Origin of the sequence: Thalassotalea euphylliae, from assembly GCF_003390375.1 — a bacterium.
GTDB lineage: Bacteria > Pseudomonadota > Gammaproteobacteria > Enterobacterales > Alteromonadaceae > Thalassotalea_F > Thalassotalea_F euphylliae_A.
This window is the reverse complement of record NZ_QUOT01000001.1, coordinates 1,225,843-1,241,265: the sequence shown is the minus strand read 5'-3', so window position 1 is coordinate 1,241,265 and position 15,423 is coordinate 1,225,843. Positions and strand designations below refer to the sequence as shown.

The 15,423-nt window shown below is 38.7% G+C and carries 14 protein-coding genes; all 14 read left to right on the top strand.

Going from position 1 to position 15,423, the window contains the following annotated elements:
• Positions 1-15: 15 nt before the first annotated feature.
• The 14 genes from DXX94_RS05460 (at position 16) to DXX94_RS05385 (ending at position 15,402) form a co-directional block, all read left to right on the top strand.
• Positions 16-1,140: a glycosyltransferase gene (locus DXX94_RS05460; RefSeq protein WP_181901483.1), complete on the top strand. Its 1,125-nt coding sequence runs from the start codon at positions 16-18 to the stop codon at positions 1,138-1,140.
• Between the two features lie 23 nt (positions 1,141-1,163).
• Positions 1,164-2,411: a glycosyltransferase gene (locus DXX94_RS05455; RefSeq protein WP_116014378.1), complete on the top strand. Its 1,248-nt coding sequence runs from the start codon at positions 1,164-1,166 to the stop codon at positions 2,409-2,411.
• A 227-nt stretch (positions 2,412-2,638) separates the two neighbouring features.
• Complete coding sequence (locus tag DXX94_RS05445) at positions 2,639-2,971, top strand: hypothetical protein (RefSeq protein WP_116014374.1); 333 nt, start codon at positions 2,639-2,641, stop codon at positions 2,969-2,971.
• A 21-nt stretch (positions 2,972-2,992) separates the two neighbouring features.
• Positions 2,993-3,682, top strand: a complete 690-nt coding sequence (locus tag DXX94_RS05440; RefSeq protein WP_147302243.1) for a hypothetical protein — start codon at positions 2,993-2,995, stop codon at positions 3,680-3,682.
• 491 nt (positions 3,683-4,173) lie between these two features.
• Positions 4,174-5,289, top strand: coding sequence for a GDP-mannose 4,6-dehydratase (gene gmd / locus DXX94_RS05435; protein WP_116014370.1), 1,116 nt, complete (start codon positions 4,174-4,176; stop codon positions 5,287-5,289).
• A gap of 60 nt (positions 5,290-5,349) precedes the next feature.
• Positions 5,350-6,393, top strand: coding sequence for a GSCFA domain-containing protein (locus DXX94_RS05430; RefSeq protein ID WP_116014369.1), 1,044 nt, complete (start codon positions 5,350-5,352; stop codon positions 6,391-6,393).
• A 22-nt stretch (positions 6,394-6,415) separates the two neighbouring features.
• Entirely contained in the window at positions 6,416-7,375 is a 960-nt protein-coding gene (fcl, locus tag DXX94_RS05425) for a GDP-L-fucose synthase (protein WP_116014367.1), read from the top strand.
• Between the two features lie 544 nt (positions 7,376-7,919).
• Positions 7,920-9,338: a phosphomannomutase gene (locus tag DXX94_RS05415; RefSeq protein ID WP_116014363.1), complete on the top strand. Its 1,419-nt coding sequence runs from the start codon at positions 7,920-7,922 to the stop codon at positions 9,336-9,338.
• A gap of 27 nt (positions 9,339-9,365) precedes the next feature.
• Entirely contained in the window at positions 9,366-9,830 is a 465-nt protein-coding gene (locus DXX94_RS05410) for a GDP-mannose mannosyl hydrolase (protein ID WP_116014362.1), read from the top strand.
• Positions 9,831-9,921: 91 nt separating this feature from the next.
• Positions 9,922-10,632 (top strand): hypothetical protein, encoded by a 711-nt coding sequence (locus tag DXX94_RS05405; protein ID WP_147302241.1) that lies wholly within the window; start codon positions 9,922-9,924, stop codon positions 10,630-10,632.
• A complete protein-coding gene (locus DXX94_RS05400; protein ID WP_116014359.1) occupies positions 10,633-11,310 on the top strand; it encodes a sulfotransferase domain-containing protein in 678 nt (225 codons plus the stop codon).
• A gap of 11 nt (positions 11,311-11,321) precedes the next feature.
• Positions 11,322-13,475 carry a glycosyltransferase gene (locus DXX94_RS05395; RefSeq protein WP_147302240.1) on the top strand — a complete coding sequence of 718 codons (2,154 nt, stop codon included), beginning with the start codon at positions 11,322-11,324 and terminating at the stop codon, positions 13,473-13,475.
• The gene (locus tag DXX94_RS05390) at positions 13,475-14,269 is read left to right on the top strand and encodes a glycosyltransferase family 2 protein (RefSeq protein ID WP_116014355.1); all 795 of its coding nucleotides are present in this window, start codon (positions 13,475-13,477) and stop codon (positions 14,267-14,269) included. Before DXX94_RS05395 ends, DXX94_RS05390 begins: the two co-directional genes overlap by 1 nt.
• The gene (locus DXX94_RS05385; RefSeq protein WP_116014354.1) at positions 14,266-15,402 is read left to right on the top strand and encodes a glycosyltransferase; all 1,137 of its coding nucleotides are present in this window, start codon (positions 14,266-14,268) and stop codon (positions 15,400-15,402) included. Before DXX94_RS05390 ends, DXX94_RS05385 begins: the two co-directional genes overlap by 4 nt.
• Positions 15,403-15,423: the final 21 nt, after the last annotated feature.

Sequence of the window (15,423 nt, the reverse complement as noted above, 5' to 3'; positions counted from 1 at the left end):
TTAAGGAAAAATGTAGTGACAGTAAATTTTTGGAAGTACTGTGATTTAGCACTGTCTTCTTGTAATAGTCTAGATTTTAAAAATGCTTTGAGTTTATGCGATAAAGCTGGGCAAACACTTGTTGAAAGTGAACCTTTCCAAGAGGGGAGAAAAAATTACTTAGAGACGTTAGTGAAATTAATTCATGATCGTAAAAGTTATAGTAGTGACGCCCGGATTATCCAAAGACCGATATCAAACGAAGCTAATAGTGAAGTGGTAAATGCCAAATATACCAAACCTTATATCGACCCTTTGTGTGTGTCAGGTATTTTGGACGAGCTACAGCTTGTTAAAACTGAGGAAAAGGAAGATTTTGGTATAATCGTTTTTGGGTTTACTCGCACTAAGCTTTTGGAGACTACTCTGGAAAGTTTACGCAAGCAGCATGCCCTTAAATATACCGAGGTATGGATAGATGGCGATCAAGGCAACCCTGAGCTAAGAAAAAAAATAGAAAAAACAGTGGACATGGTTTCTTCCTATCCTGTCAAACATATACATACACAACGCGGCAACTATGGATTTAGAAAAATGATTTTATTGGCTCTAAAATCAATGGTAAGTCGATATAAGGAGTTTGTTGTTTTAGAGGATGATTGTTTTCCTTCAAGAAATATGGTTACAGAGTTTAAATCAGCACTTTCTAAGACTAGAGAAAAAAGTGATGTGTTGACTGTTTATGGTCATCATTTTGGTTTAGAGAAAAAAGGAGAACCGTTTGGCAGGTTTCAAGGTTGGGGATGGGGAACTAATAGCGCAAAGTTTATTCCAGTACTTCGTCAGTTGATAGATTGCTATTCGATGCCAGAGAAAGATTATTTGCAGTTCGTCAAAACATCATTTACCGCTGATATTCAAAGAAAAATCGAGATCACACCACCTCGCTTACCGTCCCATACGTTAGCCAATTTCTTTGCTTGGGATGAAACCTTATGTTTGTTAAGTGCTTTAAATGGTCAAACCCACATGCCTACAGATGAACGAGTAATTTTTAACTGCGGCATAGGGGAGGATTCGGCTCACTTCAGGGATCAAGACATTTATAGAAAGCCACCCTTCAATATGATACCACCCTCCACAGCTTGGGATTACTTTTAGCTTGTTGTTTGAGTATCAATAAAATGAAAAAATTTGTAATAGCAGACCCATCTTTGATAGATAATAGAGGGCACCACTTTAGCCTTACTCAGAAGGTATCGAATACGGTATCTAAAATGGGTTTTGAAACCATTTGGTTGACAAATGAACGATTTGAACGCGAATTAGTTTCCGATGACTGTACCATTTGTCCAACTTTCTCTCTATGTATGTATGATATGTACAAAGCTGATAAAAACACTGATCATATAGAGAGCTGCAGTGCCTTATTGAAAACCGAATTGCTAAATATAGTTCGAGAACTTGAACTGACTGGTGCCGATTTTTTGTACTTTCATACAGGCTTTACGGACATATATGTTGCAGTAGAGCATTTGTTACAAAGTTACCCTTTAGATATGTTGCCAAGCATACACATTTGTACTCCTTATGAGCCTAAAAGCATGCCGGGTTGGGGAGGGAAAAATGAAATTAACATGATAATTGATGGTTTATTAAAAGCACCATCTTATGAAACAAAACTTTTTCTCTGGTGTGAAACTTTAACTTTAGCTTCTTACTACACGCTTACTTTTGAAAGAAATGTTGGTGCGTTACCTTTGTCTTTTATACCAATGGAGGACTCGATACAGACCAGCCCTGAGTCACCATTAACTATTTTGTACTTGGGCGCTGCGAGGGAGGAAAAAGGCTTCACGCTGCTTCCAGATATTATTGAGCAATTATATGAAGGGTTTGGTCAGGCTGGGTTGCTGAAGTTCGTTATTCAGTGCACCCCTCAAATTGTTGGATACTTGCCCATAATTCAGTCTGCAATCAGTAAGCTAGAAAAGTATCCCAAAGAATACGTTAACTTGATAAGGCATAACCTTTCTAATGATGAATATCATAGTGAGCTTGAGTCATCAGATGTAGTACTTTTACTTTATAATAAGACTAACTATAAGTTGCGAGGTTCTGGAATAGCTGTTGAAGCGATATCTGGATCAAAAATCATCTTGACACACAAAGATACCTTTTGTGCTTCCTTGATTACGCATGGAGGAGGAGTAGCTGTTGATGATAAAGATGGAGCTGTAGATGCTATTAAAGATATTCTCAAAGAAAAGGCTGCTTATAAAAGTAAAGCAGCCAGACAAAGCGAGCATTATAAAAAGTATAATAGTATGGAAAATTATGTGAGGCGAATTGTTTTGCGTGGTAGTCCTCAAACCAGCCCCAAATTTATGCCAAATGCAATCATTGGAAAATGTGTAAAGCAGTTATTGTAGTTTTGGCTTAGATAAATATGTAATCTAACTCAAGTTTGATAATGGTTGTAGGGAAGTTTGGTATTGAATTTGAGGGTTTTATTTTTGACCTCAAAATAGTGATGAATAGCACTTTCGAATTGGTAGTGCAAAATATCCTCCATTATTCAGAAAATTTGTTCGACTTTATTATTTATGAATCTATCAAACATGTTTTTTCGACAGCCACTCAGTTTATAGGCTATTAAATGGAAGTATTATTTCTCGGATTGAGTGTTACCGAGCAAAGAGATTCTTATGTGCAGTTTCTTGGAGAATTAACACACAACATTAAGTTCAATAGTGTTGCCGTAGGTGGAATTCACCCAAATGTTGCTAGCGTTTTGTTTTTTAGAGAAATATCAAGTTCTACTGCAGATATAGTTGTCATAGAGTGGTCGACATCTGCTTTTAGGAATTGGTTTTCGCGAAAACAATATATTCACGCCCTGCTCCTTGCTATAGGGCACATAGTTAGGTTTGGAAAAGTACCTGTAATTTTAGATCTTCCAAGATTAGACGTTTGTCCGAGTGAAGATTGAGTGAATAGGCTCCATTCTTTGTTGGCTGACGAACTAAATGTAGTACATCTTAATGTAAGTAAGCACATTTTAAATGATATGCCTTGTTATAAGCATTTATTGAAAGACGTTGTGCACCCAACAGTTGAAGGTGCAATGTATTACGCTAGTAAAATTGCAGATTATTTCAATAGTAATGATGTATATAGCCTTGTTAACCCAACGCATTGCTTTATTGATAACTTGATAGAAGTTTCCAAATCAGTCACTGTTAGACCGATAATTGAGCTGTTGCCAGAGTACAGTAAAAATATCAAGTTCGGCAGGGGGAATCATGAATTACAATATATGCCCTTAGAACAGGGAGAAAGTGTAACTATTGGGGCTATTAATGATTGCTCGTATTTATGTGGTTTTACTTATTTAAAAGGGCCAGATACATCGAATATCAATATAATTTCAGCTGAGGGTAGACAAACAATAAATGGTTTTGATGAGTCTTGTTATTATACACGGTGCTCTGGAGCAATATTAAACGTTTATGCGTCTTCTTTGACTATAGAAAGTAGTGGTAACAGGGATTCTGTAATGCTACTCAAAGGTGACTGTAAAAACGAAGACTTTAAATGTTACCTAGGTCTTGCGTTTTTTGCCAAACAAAATACCGTCACTATGATTGATAATTTAATTGAACGGCTTACAGTTATTTTTGGAGAAAACATCGACAGATAGTTTGAGTGAACTTTATTGAGTTGGATTTTCTGGTTCATTGAGGCGGCTTGCAATAGTCTTGCGATTATTAAGCGGGCTCGTTCTAAATAGTTGGATATATAAAGTAATAGTTAGAGCTAACTAATTAGAGTCTAGACTTTTATCCTTGATAAAGAAATACTTGGTGTCGTTATAGTATCGAGACCCTTGACCTTACAGGCGTTTTTTGTTTTTAAGACATCAATAAATGCTTTAAAGTCACCAAGGTTTACCGTAGAGAACTCCAGAAAAGTTTGACATTTATTGACACCATACAAACAACTTGATTGTACAATACTAAGCATTAACAGTGTTTTGCTAATAAGATATCGATTGATTGAGGTGTCTTTTAGAAACACTAGATTGCTTGCATGGTGTCGCCGCAACACTTATTTGGAAAGAAATATATCGCTAATGTCTAATTTGTATAAGCGCGTAAAAAGTAGTAACTAGGTTTATATTTGAGAATTAAAATGAAAAAAGCATTAATCACCGGAATTACCGGTCAAGACGGCTCCTATTTGGCCGAGTTTCTATTAGAAAAAGGATATGAAGTTCACGGTATTAAACGCCGTGCGTCGCTATTCAATACTGAGCGTGTCGATCATATATATGAAGATCCGCATAATGATAATCCGAAGTTTCATCTACACTATGGTGACTTAACAGATTCTTCAAACCTTATTCGTATTATGAAAGAAGTCGAGCCAGATGAAGTTTATAACTTAGGTGCTCAGTCACATGTAGCTGTATCTTTTGAAGCACCGGAGTATACAGCCGATGTTGATGCTATAGGTACTTTACGTTTGCTTGAAGCTATTCGTTTTCTGGGTTTAGAAAAGAAAACGAAGTTCTATCAAGCGTCGACTTCTGAGCTCTATGGTGAAGTTCGAGAAATACCTCAAAAAGAAACAACACCATTCCATCCTCGTTCTCCGTATGCCGTAGCAAAAATGTACGCCTATTGGATTGCTGTTAACTATCGCGAGTCATATGGGATCTATGCTTGTAACGGTATATTGTTCAACCATGAATCACCGCGTCGCGGTGAAACCTTCGTTACACGTAAAATAACTCGAGCAATAGCGAATATTGCCCAGGGTTTAGAGTCATGCCTTTACTTAGGCAATATGGATGCACTTCGAGATTGGGGGCATGCAAAAGACTATGTGCGCATGCAGTGGATGATGCTTCAACAAGACACTCCAGAGGACTTTGTTATTGCGACAGGTAAACAAATTTCAGTTAGAGAGTTTGTGCGTATGTCTGCCGTTGAAGCAGGTATAACCCTCGAGTTCTCAGGCGAAGGTGTTGATGAAATTGCAACGGTTACCGCTGTTGAAGGCGATAATGCACCTGGCGTAAAAGCTGGTGATGTAATTGTAAAAGTTGATCCGCGCTACTTCCGACCAGCAGAAGTAGAAACACTATTGGGCGACCCTACAAAAGCAAAAGAGAAACTAGGTTGGGTGCCTGAGATTACCGTCGAAGAGATGTGCGCCGAAATGGTTCAGCATGACTTAGATAAAGCTAAGCAACATGCTATCTTAAAACAGCATGGTTATGATATCTCGGTTGCAAAAGAGTAAGAATAGCCATTGATTTATAAAGAGCCTGTATTATCAGGCTCTTTTAGTTTGAGATTAATAATGAAAAATACAGAAATAGGAAGTATAACTTCAGAGCGAGACGGCAGTGGCCCAAAATCTTGGGCCGAAAGTCATTGGCATAAAACAGATGCAACCATGTATCCTACCTCTGTAGGAGTTTTTAACGACGTTAAAAAATGCGTAAGTGAGTATGTACAAACTGGGCATGTACCATCGAACCCTGTGCTTAGTGCTAATGGAAATGTTGTAACAATAGGATCTTGTTTTGCGGCAGAGTTACGACATTTCTTAACATCTGCAGGGCTTTCATCAAATAGCTTTTGGATACCCTCTGGGCTAAACAATACGTTTGCACTAAGAGACTTTCTTAGTTGGGTAATTACTGGTGAAGAGACTTCACAGGGATATCGTTATGAGCGTAACAGCGATGGTAACGTTACTGACTGGAAGCCTGAATTCGAGAGAAGTTTTTATCTTGAGCAATTTAAGTCGGCATCTGCCTTTGTGTTTACACTTGGGCTAGCAGAAATCTGGCAAGATAAATTTACCGGTAAGGTTTTCTGGCGAGGTATACCCGAGTCTATTTTTGATCAAGAACGTCATGAGTTTAGGCTATCTAGTGTTGCTGAAAATTCAGAAAATATTAGTGAGATAATAAAGCTGTTAAATCAGGTAAACCAATCAGCCCCTGTTATTTTTACTTTATCACCAGTCCCTTTAAAAGCTTCATTTCAGAAAACTGCTTGTCTTACTGCTGATTGTGTTTCCAAGTCTATTCTACGAGTTGCATTGCATGAAGCTCTGGAAAAGTCACCCCAAAACACATACTACTGGCCTTCATTTGAAATAGTCAAGTGGTTAGGGTGTCACTTACCATACCCTGTATATGGTACCGATGACGGTGTGGTGCGTCATGTATCGAGGTATATGGTCTTACAGATTTTAAGCGCTTTTATTGACGCATATTACGGAAAGGCCATTGGAGAAAAAGTATTTGAAAATTTTGAGTCATCTTTAGTTGAAATTGAAGGTCAAGCAGGAGAGCCTCCGATAATATACAAAGGCACTCTAGTTTCAGCGTAGTGTTAACAATTAAGAGATTAATATGAAGAGAGTATTCGTAGCGGGCCACCGCGGTATGGTCGGTTCGGCGATAGTTCGCCAATTAAAACAGCGTGATGATGTGGAGTTGGTTTTACGGAATAGAACTGAGCTCGATTTAATGAGTCAGCAAGCTGTTCGTGATTTTTTTAAAGCAGAAAATATCGACCAAGTCTATTTAGCGGCTGCTAAGGTTGGTGGAATTCACGCTAACAACATTTATCCAGCAGATTTCATATACGAAAACCTGATGATTGAATGCAACATCATCAATGCTGCGCACTTATGTGGTGTTCAAAAGCTGTTGTTTTTAGGCTCAAGCTGTATTTACCCTAAACTTGCTCAACAGCCAATGAGCGAGAAAGCATTATTGACGGGGACATTAGAACCAACTAATGAGCCTTATGCACTTGCGAAAATCGCCGGTATCAAGCTTTGTGAGAGCTATAATCGTCAGCATGGTCGAGATTATCGTTCGGTAATGCCGACAAACCTTTATGGACCACACGACAACTTTCACCCTGAAAATTCTCATGTCATTCCTGCGTTACTTCGTCGTTTTCATGAAGCCAAATTTCGCGGTGATAGCGAGGTGGTTGCATGGGGAAGTGGTAAGCCTATGCGTGAATTTTTGCACGTAGATGATATGGCGGCGGCTTCTATTCATGTAATGGAATTAGATAAAGAAATTTATGATGAAAATACGGAGCCTATGTTGAGCCATATTAATGTAGGTACTGGCGTTGACTGCACTATTCGAGAACTTACTGAAACAGTTGCTAAAGTTGTTGGATTTGAAGGTAAGATCACGTGGGATACATCGAAGCCTGATGGTGCACCACGTAAGTTAATGAATGTAAGTCGTTTGGCTGATTTAGGCTGGAGTTACTCTTATTCACTGGAAGAAGGTTTAACCGATGCTTATCAGTGGTTTTTAGCAAACCAGGATAAGTTTCGAGGTTAAACTTTAGTCTAGCTCGAACACTAAAGGTGGGAAAAATTAAGCTAAATAAGAGCTGAGTACAGTCTCGTTGTTGACTTGTTAACTGTCTAATTTTAATGGCTTTATGTGGGTGATATATACCATCTCAATTAATTATATTCCTAGATGGTTGTTGATAATATCAAAGGGGCTTTTTAGATAACGATATACCAGCTTTAAATTAAGGAGTAGCTTTTGGCTCACCTTATGACCACTTGAATTATAGGTGAATAAAGCTGCTATCACTTTACCGCACTTATCTGCATTCGCGTAGGCTATAAAGTTAAATCTAAAATAGATTTCTGCGATGCGTGTCTGTAAAAGCTCTGGAGTTACTTCGTTCACTGTATTTAGCTCTACAGAGCATATTCTTACTATATAATTTGGTTTGAGAAACCTTCCGTCAAATCAATTTTGCTAACTTATTTAAATTAGAAAAGATCTGATTTTAATCTGTGCTTGGCTAAAGTCTACTTTATAGAATTGAGCAGTAGGGAATTAATAAATATTTTTTATTGAGGTTTTAATGTTAACCAGTTTTAAAGTCATCGCCGAAAGTGGCGTGCAGTTTGGCACTAGTGGTGCCAGAGGATTAGTTGAGCAGTTTTCGTCAGAAGTTTGTGCTGCGTTTACCCATTCGTTTATTAATGTGATGAAGCGGTCTTTTAAATTCACTCAGCTTGCTATTGCGATAGATAATCGACCAAGTAGCTATGCTATGGCAATGGCATGTGCCAAAGCTTGTGAGCAGAGTGGTGTGGAGCCTGTTTATTATGGTGTCATTCCAACACCAGCATTGGCCTACAAAGCGATGCAGGATAAAATGCCAAGCATAATGGTAACCGGTAGCCACATTCCATTTGATCGAAATGGTTTAAAGTTCTATCGCCCTGATGGTGAGATCAGTAAAGCTGATGAGCTTTCGATATTATCTGAGAAAGCAGAGTTCAATGCTATTAGCTCTTTGCCCGGGGTACAACCTAATGAATCGGCGTCATTAGCGTATGTTAAGCGCTACACGTCACTTTTTAATGCATCTATGTTAGCGAGTAAAAAAATAGGTATTTATGAACACTCGAGTGCGGGTCGAGATCTATATAAAAAGCTATTCACAGCTTTAGGTGCCGAGGTGGTTACATTAGGGCGAAGCGATGAATTTGTTCCTATCGATACTGAAGCGGTATCAGAAGAAGATCAGCAAAAGGCGCTAGATTGGTCAAAAGTGCATAATTTTGACATGATTTTTTCAACAGATGGTGATGGTGACCGCCCCCTTATTGCCGACGAAAAAGGAAACTGGTTACGTGGAGATGTATTAGGGGCAATTTGTGCTCATGCATTAAACCTAGAGGCAGTTGCTGTTCCTATTAGCTGTAACACGTTAATTGAATCAAGTGATTATTTTAAGTCAGTTACTCGTACTAAAATTGGCTCTCCTTATGTTATCGCTGAATTTGCAAAGCTAGAGGCAATTTTTGCGAGTGTTGGCGGGTTTGAAGCAAATGGTGGCTTTATGCTTGGCAGCGATATTGAAGTCGGCGAGAGAACTTTAAGAGCATTACCGACAAGAGATGCTGTCTTGCCTGCATTAATGTTGTTAAAGCAAGCACTTGAAGATGATATTTCAACTGTGGTAAATCGATTACCTAAAAGGTACACAGCAAGTGGTAGAATACAAGATTTTGACTCAGATAGAAGCTCGCACCTGATGAAGGAGATTGAAAAAGATCCAAGTGCACTGCTTCAAAGTATGGGCGTTGGAAAGTTAACGGTGACCGATAAAAGTACAGTCGACGGGCTAAGATTAACGCTCTCAAATGGTGAGGTTTTTCATTTACGCCCTTCTGGCAATGCTCCTGAGTTGAGGTGCTATGTTGAGGCTTCTTCAGAGTCAAAAGCGCGAAACAATGTTGCTATCTGCTTAGATGTTATCAGTGCATTTTAGTTGGACTGGAGGATATAAGAAAAGTATATGTTACTGCCAAATAAAGACTTTAAGTTTGTTGTAGAGTCGACGCCACTAATATCAATTGATTTAGTTGTAAAAAATTTAGAAGGGAATGTACTTTTAGGTCTTAGACATAATCGACCAGCAAAAGGTTACTGGTTTGTCCCTGGCGGGCGAATTCTTAAAAATGAACCTTTAGAGGTTGCGTTCACCAGATTAGTAAAGGAAGAACTCAATCATGATATGCAAATGGAAGATGCAAAATTTTGGGGCGTTTTTCAGCATTTCTACGATGATAGTGTGTTTAATGACGAAGTGACCACTCATTATGTCGTATTGGCTTATGAGATGGTTCTAGATATTGACATACCGTCTTTGCCAAAACAGCAGCATAGTAAATACAAATGGTTTACTTCAGCAGAAATATTGAAATGTGACATGGTACATGAACATACTAAATGGTATTTCGTGAATAAAACATTAGAATAGCACACCCACTTTAATATTTTTCTTAGCTTGCTCTCGCAGTTATAAAAATAGGAATATGTCCGACCATTCAAAATTAAGGAATATGCTCCAAATGCATGATGAACATAAAGAACTGATCGCTGATATTCAATACCTTGAATATCTCATAAATTATGACCGAGAGCGATTTAGAACCTCAGTTCAAGCTAGGCTATCGAACGCAACTCAACAGCATGACAAAGCTAATATTGTTGTTGATGAATTTGCTTTAGCCCTTGGCAAAATTTCTGCACGATTAGCCATAGTAGAAAAAACACTGAATATTGAAACGAGTGTTGAGCAACTAGTAAATAGAGCATCAGATAATGTGCCTAATACATTTACCGAGCAATTTGTAGATGAGTTGAAAATACCAATTACGGATTTAGGCTTTCATAATAATCTGGGGCATTTATGCCATAGCACCAGGGGAATGCCCTTCCATTGGTTGTACCAAAGCCAATCGGTAGTTAGTGATCTGTATATAGATAGAACCAAAAAATTGTCTTTAGCTATTACAGTAGAAGACTACGATAATGTGAATACCTTAAAAGACTGTAAAATTGAGATTGATGGCGTTCTGGTTAAGCATAAAGTCATAATGATAGAAGACCAAAGTCGATTAGTGTGTCAAATACCCAAATCCAATGCAGAAGGCAAAACTCATTTTTCTATGACAACGCCTAGTGGTGAACACGTTAAGATTGGATTATCAGATGTTTACTGTGTACCTAAAATGTCGCTGCTTAAATTCGTGTCAACGAAGCTAAGGTTCAGTAAGTAAATGCACAGTATTCTTAACTTTTTTAAAAGAGAAAAAGAGGTTAGCAATCTCTATATTGTTTCATATCCGAGAAGTGGCCATCACGCTATGATAGGTTTTTTAAACAATATAACTGACTTTTCTAATCACTATTGTGAGTTCTATACTTGTACCCGTCACAATGGCGAGGCAATTGATTGTAAACAAAGTAAGTTGAGTCATAGATTCAAAAGGCATAACTGTGGCGCCGGCAACAAATATCTTAAAAACCATGATTTTGATTTAAAACTTCCTTTTAAAAGTCACCATAAATACATAGTTCAATACAGGCACCCCTTTTATTCAATAGAAAGTTGGTATGAGATGGAATCAGGTAAAGGCAAGAAAACAGGGGATTGGGCCGCTTTTTTTAATGAGAAACTAGGTTTTTGGCAAAAGTTTATGCATAAGTGGGTTGTTAAACATGGTGTCAAAGACAATGTCATACTTGTTAACTATGATGAACTTGCATCGAGAGATAAGATCATTTCGATAGCCGAGTTCGCAGACTGTGACTTAAAAGGTAATATTGAAAACTTTCGTCCAAATTTCAAAAAACAAACACGTATATTAAAGCGTACATCACTGCAAATGACCGAGAAGGAATTAGAAATCTTGCCACTATTAAAAAAGTTAGGCATAAAGCCAATCTTTAATTGAGTTATCAAGTAATGCCATTCAATTTTAACTCGTTCCCTAAGATATCTGTAATAACCCCCTCTTATAACCAAGGGAAATATATTTCTGAAACTATAGAGTCAGTTGTTTCTCAAGCTTATCCAAATGTTGAATACATCATTATAGATGGCGGCTCTACAGATGAAACTGTATCTGTAATTAAAAAGTACGAAGCAGAGCTAGCCTATTGGGTTAGTGAGCCTGATAAAGGGCAGAGCCATGCGATAAACAAAGGCTTTTCAAAAGCGACGGGTGATATATTTTGCTGGCTTAACAGTGATGACGAATTTGCGCCTAATGCGCTTTGGCACATGGCAGTCGCTTTTATGACCAATGATGTTGATATGGTTGCTGGTATTTGTGAAGTTTATGATGATGGTCAGTTAATACACCGTCACTTAACATCTTGCCAAGAGGGAGAATTACCGCTTGAGGAGTTGCTAGATTTAGACAATGGTTGGAACGCGGGTCAGTTTTTCTATCAGCCAGAAGTCTTTTTTACTCGTGAGCTTTGGCAACGAGCTGGCGGCTATGTGCGTGAAGACTGTTATTACAGTATGGATTTTGAACTATGGTGCCGCTTTGCGATTAATAAGGCCAGGCTTCATAAAGTAGGGCATCCCATAGTTCAATTTCGTAGTCATCCTGAACAAAAAACAGCTGAAATTGCAAAGTTTAAAGCTGAACTAACGGAAGTACGAGAAGCGTTTAGTAAAGAATTTAATTTAAACCATTTACAGTCTAGCACTCGACCTAAAGTTAATTGGAGCAACAAACTCAAAGTCGCTTTTGTTAATGATTTGGGTTTTCTCTATGGTGCTGGTATTGCACATATGAGGCTAGCCGGTGCTTTTGAGCAAGCGGGTCATAACGTTAAACGATTCGATTTGCTCTCTTCCCGTAAAAAAATGGCAGAGTATGAGGACATAATTACCAGCATCGAAGAATTCTCACCGCACTTAGTTGTGATGGGGAATTTACATGGCATAGAAAAACAGTCCATCAACTTTTTAAAGCGCTTAGAAGAAAAATTTAGCTGTTATTGGTTAACACACGATTTTTGGCTTTTTACTGGGCGCTGTGCCTATGCTGGGAGTTGCGAGCAGTTTACTAATAATTGCGATAGACATTGCCCCACTAAAACTGAATATCCCGTAATTCCAGAGGCGTTAATTGCCGAGCAATTTACTGATAAAAAGTCATTTATAAATCAGGCGGGTAATCTAAAGATGTTAGCGAACTCAAAATGGTCAAAGAATATTGCGACTGATGCTGTTAGCGCTTTTAAAGGAAATGTGCCCGTAGAACAGATTAAGCTCGGTGTGCCAGCCCATATATTTGCAGTGGAGGACAAAACTGCTGCACGAGTATCTATTGGTATCGATCAAACTGATTTTGTCGTAGCGTTAAGTGTTTCTTCTCTTAGTGATACACGAAAAGGCGGAAAACTTTTTTTTGAAGCGCTCGAACACCTAACCATCGATAACTTGGCTGTGCTGCTAATAGGTCGTAAAGATGAGTCACTGGAAAATATACCGTGTAAACTTATTGAATTAGGCTATGTTGATGATGTTAAGCAGTTGCAAAAAGCGATGAATGCCGCTGATATTTATGTGGGACCTAGCAGGCAAGAAACGTTTGGACAAGTATTTATCGAAGCTGCTATGTGCGGCACACCATCAATTGGCTTTAATCACACGGGCGTGAAAGACGCTATTTTTGATGGTGTTACTGGTGTTCTTGTCCACGAATATTCCCCAGATGCGCTCGCGAAGGCGATACAAAACCTGTATCACGACAAAGATAAATTGTCGTATATGATAAAAATGGCGCCGCTTTACGCTAGAAATGAGTACTCAATCGAGGCGAGTTTTGCCAGTATCTTTAATGTACTCGATAAGCAAGGGGTGATTGATACTCATAAAATTGCTCACAAACTCTCATTTGCCAAGGAAAGTGAAATTGTTAATCTTGGCAGTAAAGGTTGGTTCCGGTTGAGTCCAATGCAGCGCCTAAATAGATTGATGGTTTTTCTATTCCATAAAACGGTTGGTTTGATGCCGCCAAAATTTACGGCTAAAGTTGCTCAGCTATTACCGAATAGAATAGAGCGACTGATTATTCGCTGGTTGCTAGGTTCTCGTTAATGGTTCACAAGCCGAAACAACGCTCAAGCTCACCCTTAATTACGGTGGTGGTGCCTTCATACAATCAAGGAAAGTTTTTGGAGCAATGCCTTGAATCTATTTTTAAGATAAACTTACCCATTGAAGTTTTTGTATTGGATGGAGGCTCTTCAGACAACTCTTTAGATGTTATTAAAAACTATAATGATAAAATCACTTGGTGGCGAAGTCATAAAGATGATGGGCAATCTGCTGCGATTAACGAGGGAATAGCCAGAGGAAATGCACCTTACGTTTGTTGGCTAAATTCAGACGACTTTTTTTATGAGGGAGGGCTTGAGGCGATGTATGCACAATTAGTCAATCACCAAGAAAAAGCGTTTGCCTATGGAAAATGTTGGTTAACGTCTGAATCTGGTTGCCGCCTTAGCCATTATCTTACTCTACCTTTTAGCGCATACTTGTTAGCGAATTACTGTTTTATTTGTCAGCCAGGTACACTGATCTCTCGAAAAGCTTGGGAATCTATTGGTGGTTTAAATGAATCGCTAAACTTAGCCATGGATTACGATTTATGGTGGCGGTTGTATAATCAATTTGGCGCACCACAATTCTGTAGAATGGATATAGCTGCAAGTAGAGCCCATGCGGATACCAAAACAGCTAACTCAATTGATGATCATTACAGTGAGTCAACTGATGTGGTTCGCAACCATTATGGGCGTGTACCGATTAAGTGGCTTATTGCAAAACCTATAATGAAGATTGTCAGGGCAATTGAGCACAAGATATATAAAAATAAAGCGCTACAATGAAAATCTTACACATAGGAAAGTACTTCCCGCCATTTAAAGGAGGGATAGAGAATTTTATGTCTTCGCTTATTGACCAGCAGGTAAAAGATGGGCACCAAGTATCCGTTGTAGCTCATCATCACGAGCCAGAAAAGCCAACGATTCGAGAAAAGCTAGGTGCGGTTCATCTCGTGCGAGTTAAGTGTTACGGTGCTTTAGCTTATGCACCTATGTCTCCCACATTTGGTAGAGAAACTAATAAGCTTGTCGATGAATTGCAACCAGATATTATCCATATTCATATGCCAAACCTCTCGGCGTTTTGGTGTTTGTTTTCGAAAAAATTGAGAGCTATCCCATGGGTAGTTCACTGGCATTCAGATGTTCTAGGTGCGCTTCCTGATGTTAAGTTGAAACTACTTTACCCTTTTTATCAGCTTTTTGAGCGGGCGTTATTAAAAAGCGCAAAAGCGATTATTGCTACCTCGCCTAATTATCTTGAAAATAGCAAACCATTGGCTGATTTTCATCAGAAAACCCATGCAGTCGCACTCGGGTTACCTAAAAATACTCAGCACCGAATTCCAAGAAAAATACAAAACGAGGAGCTTAGACTACTTACTATTGGCAGACTGACCTATTACAAGGGGCATAGCTACTTAATCGAGGCTATTCAAAAACTAACGAATTCTGGTGTTCTAGTTCATCTCGATATTGTGGGTATTGGAGAACTCGAACAAAACATTCAAAACCAAATCATTGACCTTGGCGTAACTGAGCAAATCACCATGCATGGTCGATTGGAAGACGAAGAGCTCTATGAACTATTAGAAAAAGCTGACTTGTTGTGTTTACCATCTATTGAGAAGACAGAGGCCTTTGGAGTTGTTCTGCTTGAAGCTGCCAGTTTTGGCATTCCTGCGCTAGTCTCGGATGTGCCCGGAAGTGGAATGTCTTGGGTTGTTCAGCATATGGACACTGGAATCGTCGTGAAAGCTCAAAACGTTGAGTCCTTAGCTGAGCGACTTACATGGGCGTCCAAAAATAGAGAGAAAATAGCAATAATGGGGGCTAAAGCACTGGAAAGGTTTAGAGATACATTTCAGATTGTCAACGTTTCTGAAAAAATAACTAAAATCTACCGAATGTTTTAACCTTATAATTACTCATTTGAC

Coding starts and splice junctions, on each gene's coding strand:
- DXX94_RS05455 (WP_116014378.1), top strand. CDS start 1,164: ATGAAAAAATTTGTAATAGCAGACCCATCTTTGATAGATAATAGAGGG.
- DXX94_RS05445 (WP_116014374.1), top strand. CDS start 2,639: ATGGAAGTATTATTTCTCGGATTGAGTGTTACCGAGCAAAGAGATTCT.
- gmd (WP_116014370.1), top strand. CDS start 4,174: ATGAAAAAAGCATTAATCACCGGAATTACCGGTCAAGACGGCTCCTAT.
- DXX94_RS05430 (WP_116014369.1), top strand. CDS start 5,350: ATGAAAAATACAGAAATAGGAAGTATAACTTCAGAGCGAGACGGCAGT.
- fcl (WP_116014367.1), top strand. CDS start 6,416: ATGAAGAGAGTATTCGTAGCGGGCCACCGCGGTATGGTCGGTTCGGCG.
- DXX94_RS05415 (WP_116014363.1), top strand. CDS start 7,920: ATGTTAACCAGTTTTAAAGTCATCGCCGAAAGTGGCGTGCAGTTTGGC.
- DXX94_RS05410 (WP_116014362.1), top strand. CDS start 9,366: ATGTTACTGCCAAATAAAGACTTTAAGTTTGTTGTAGAGTCGACGCCA.
- DXX94_RS05405 (WP_147302241.1), top strand. CDS start 9,922: ATGCATGATGAACATAAAGAACTGATCGCTGATATTCAATACCTTGAA.
- DXX94_RS05400 (WP_116014359.1), top strand. CDS start 10,633: ATGCACAGTATTCTTAACTTTTTTAAAAGAGAAAAAGAGGTTAGCAAT.
- DXX94_RS05395 (WP_147302240.1), top strand. CDS start 11,322: ATGCCATTCAATTTTAACTCGTTCCCTAAGATATCTGTAATAACCCCC.
- DXX94_RS05390 (WP_116014355.1), top strand. CDS start 13,475: ATGGTTCACAAGCCGAAACAACGCTCAAGCTCACCCTTAATTACGGTG.
- DXX94_RS05385 (WP_116014354.1), top strand. CDS start 14,266: ATGAAAATCTTACACATAGGAAAGTACTTCCCGCCATTTAAAGGAGGG.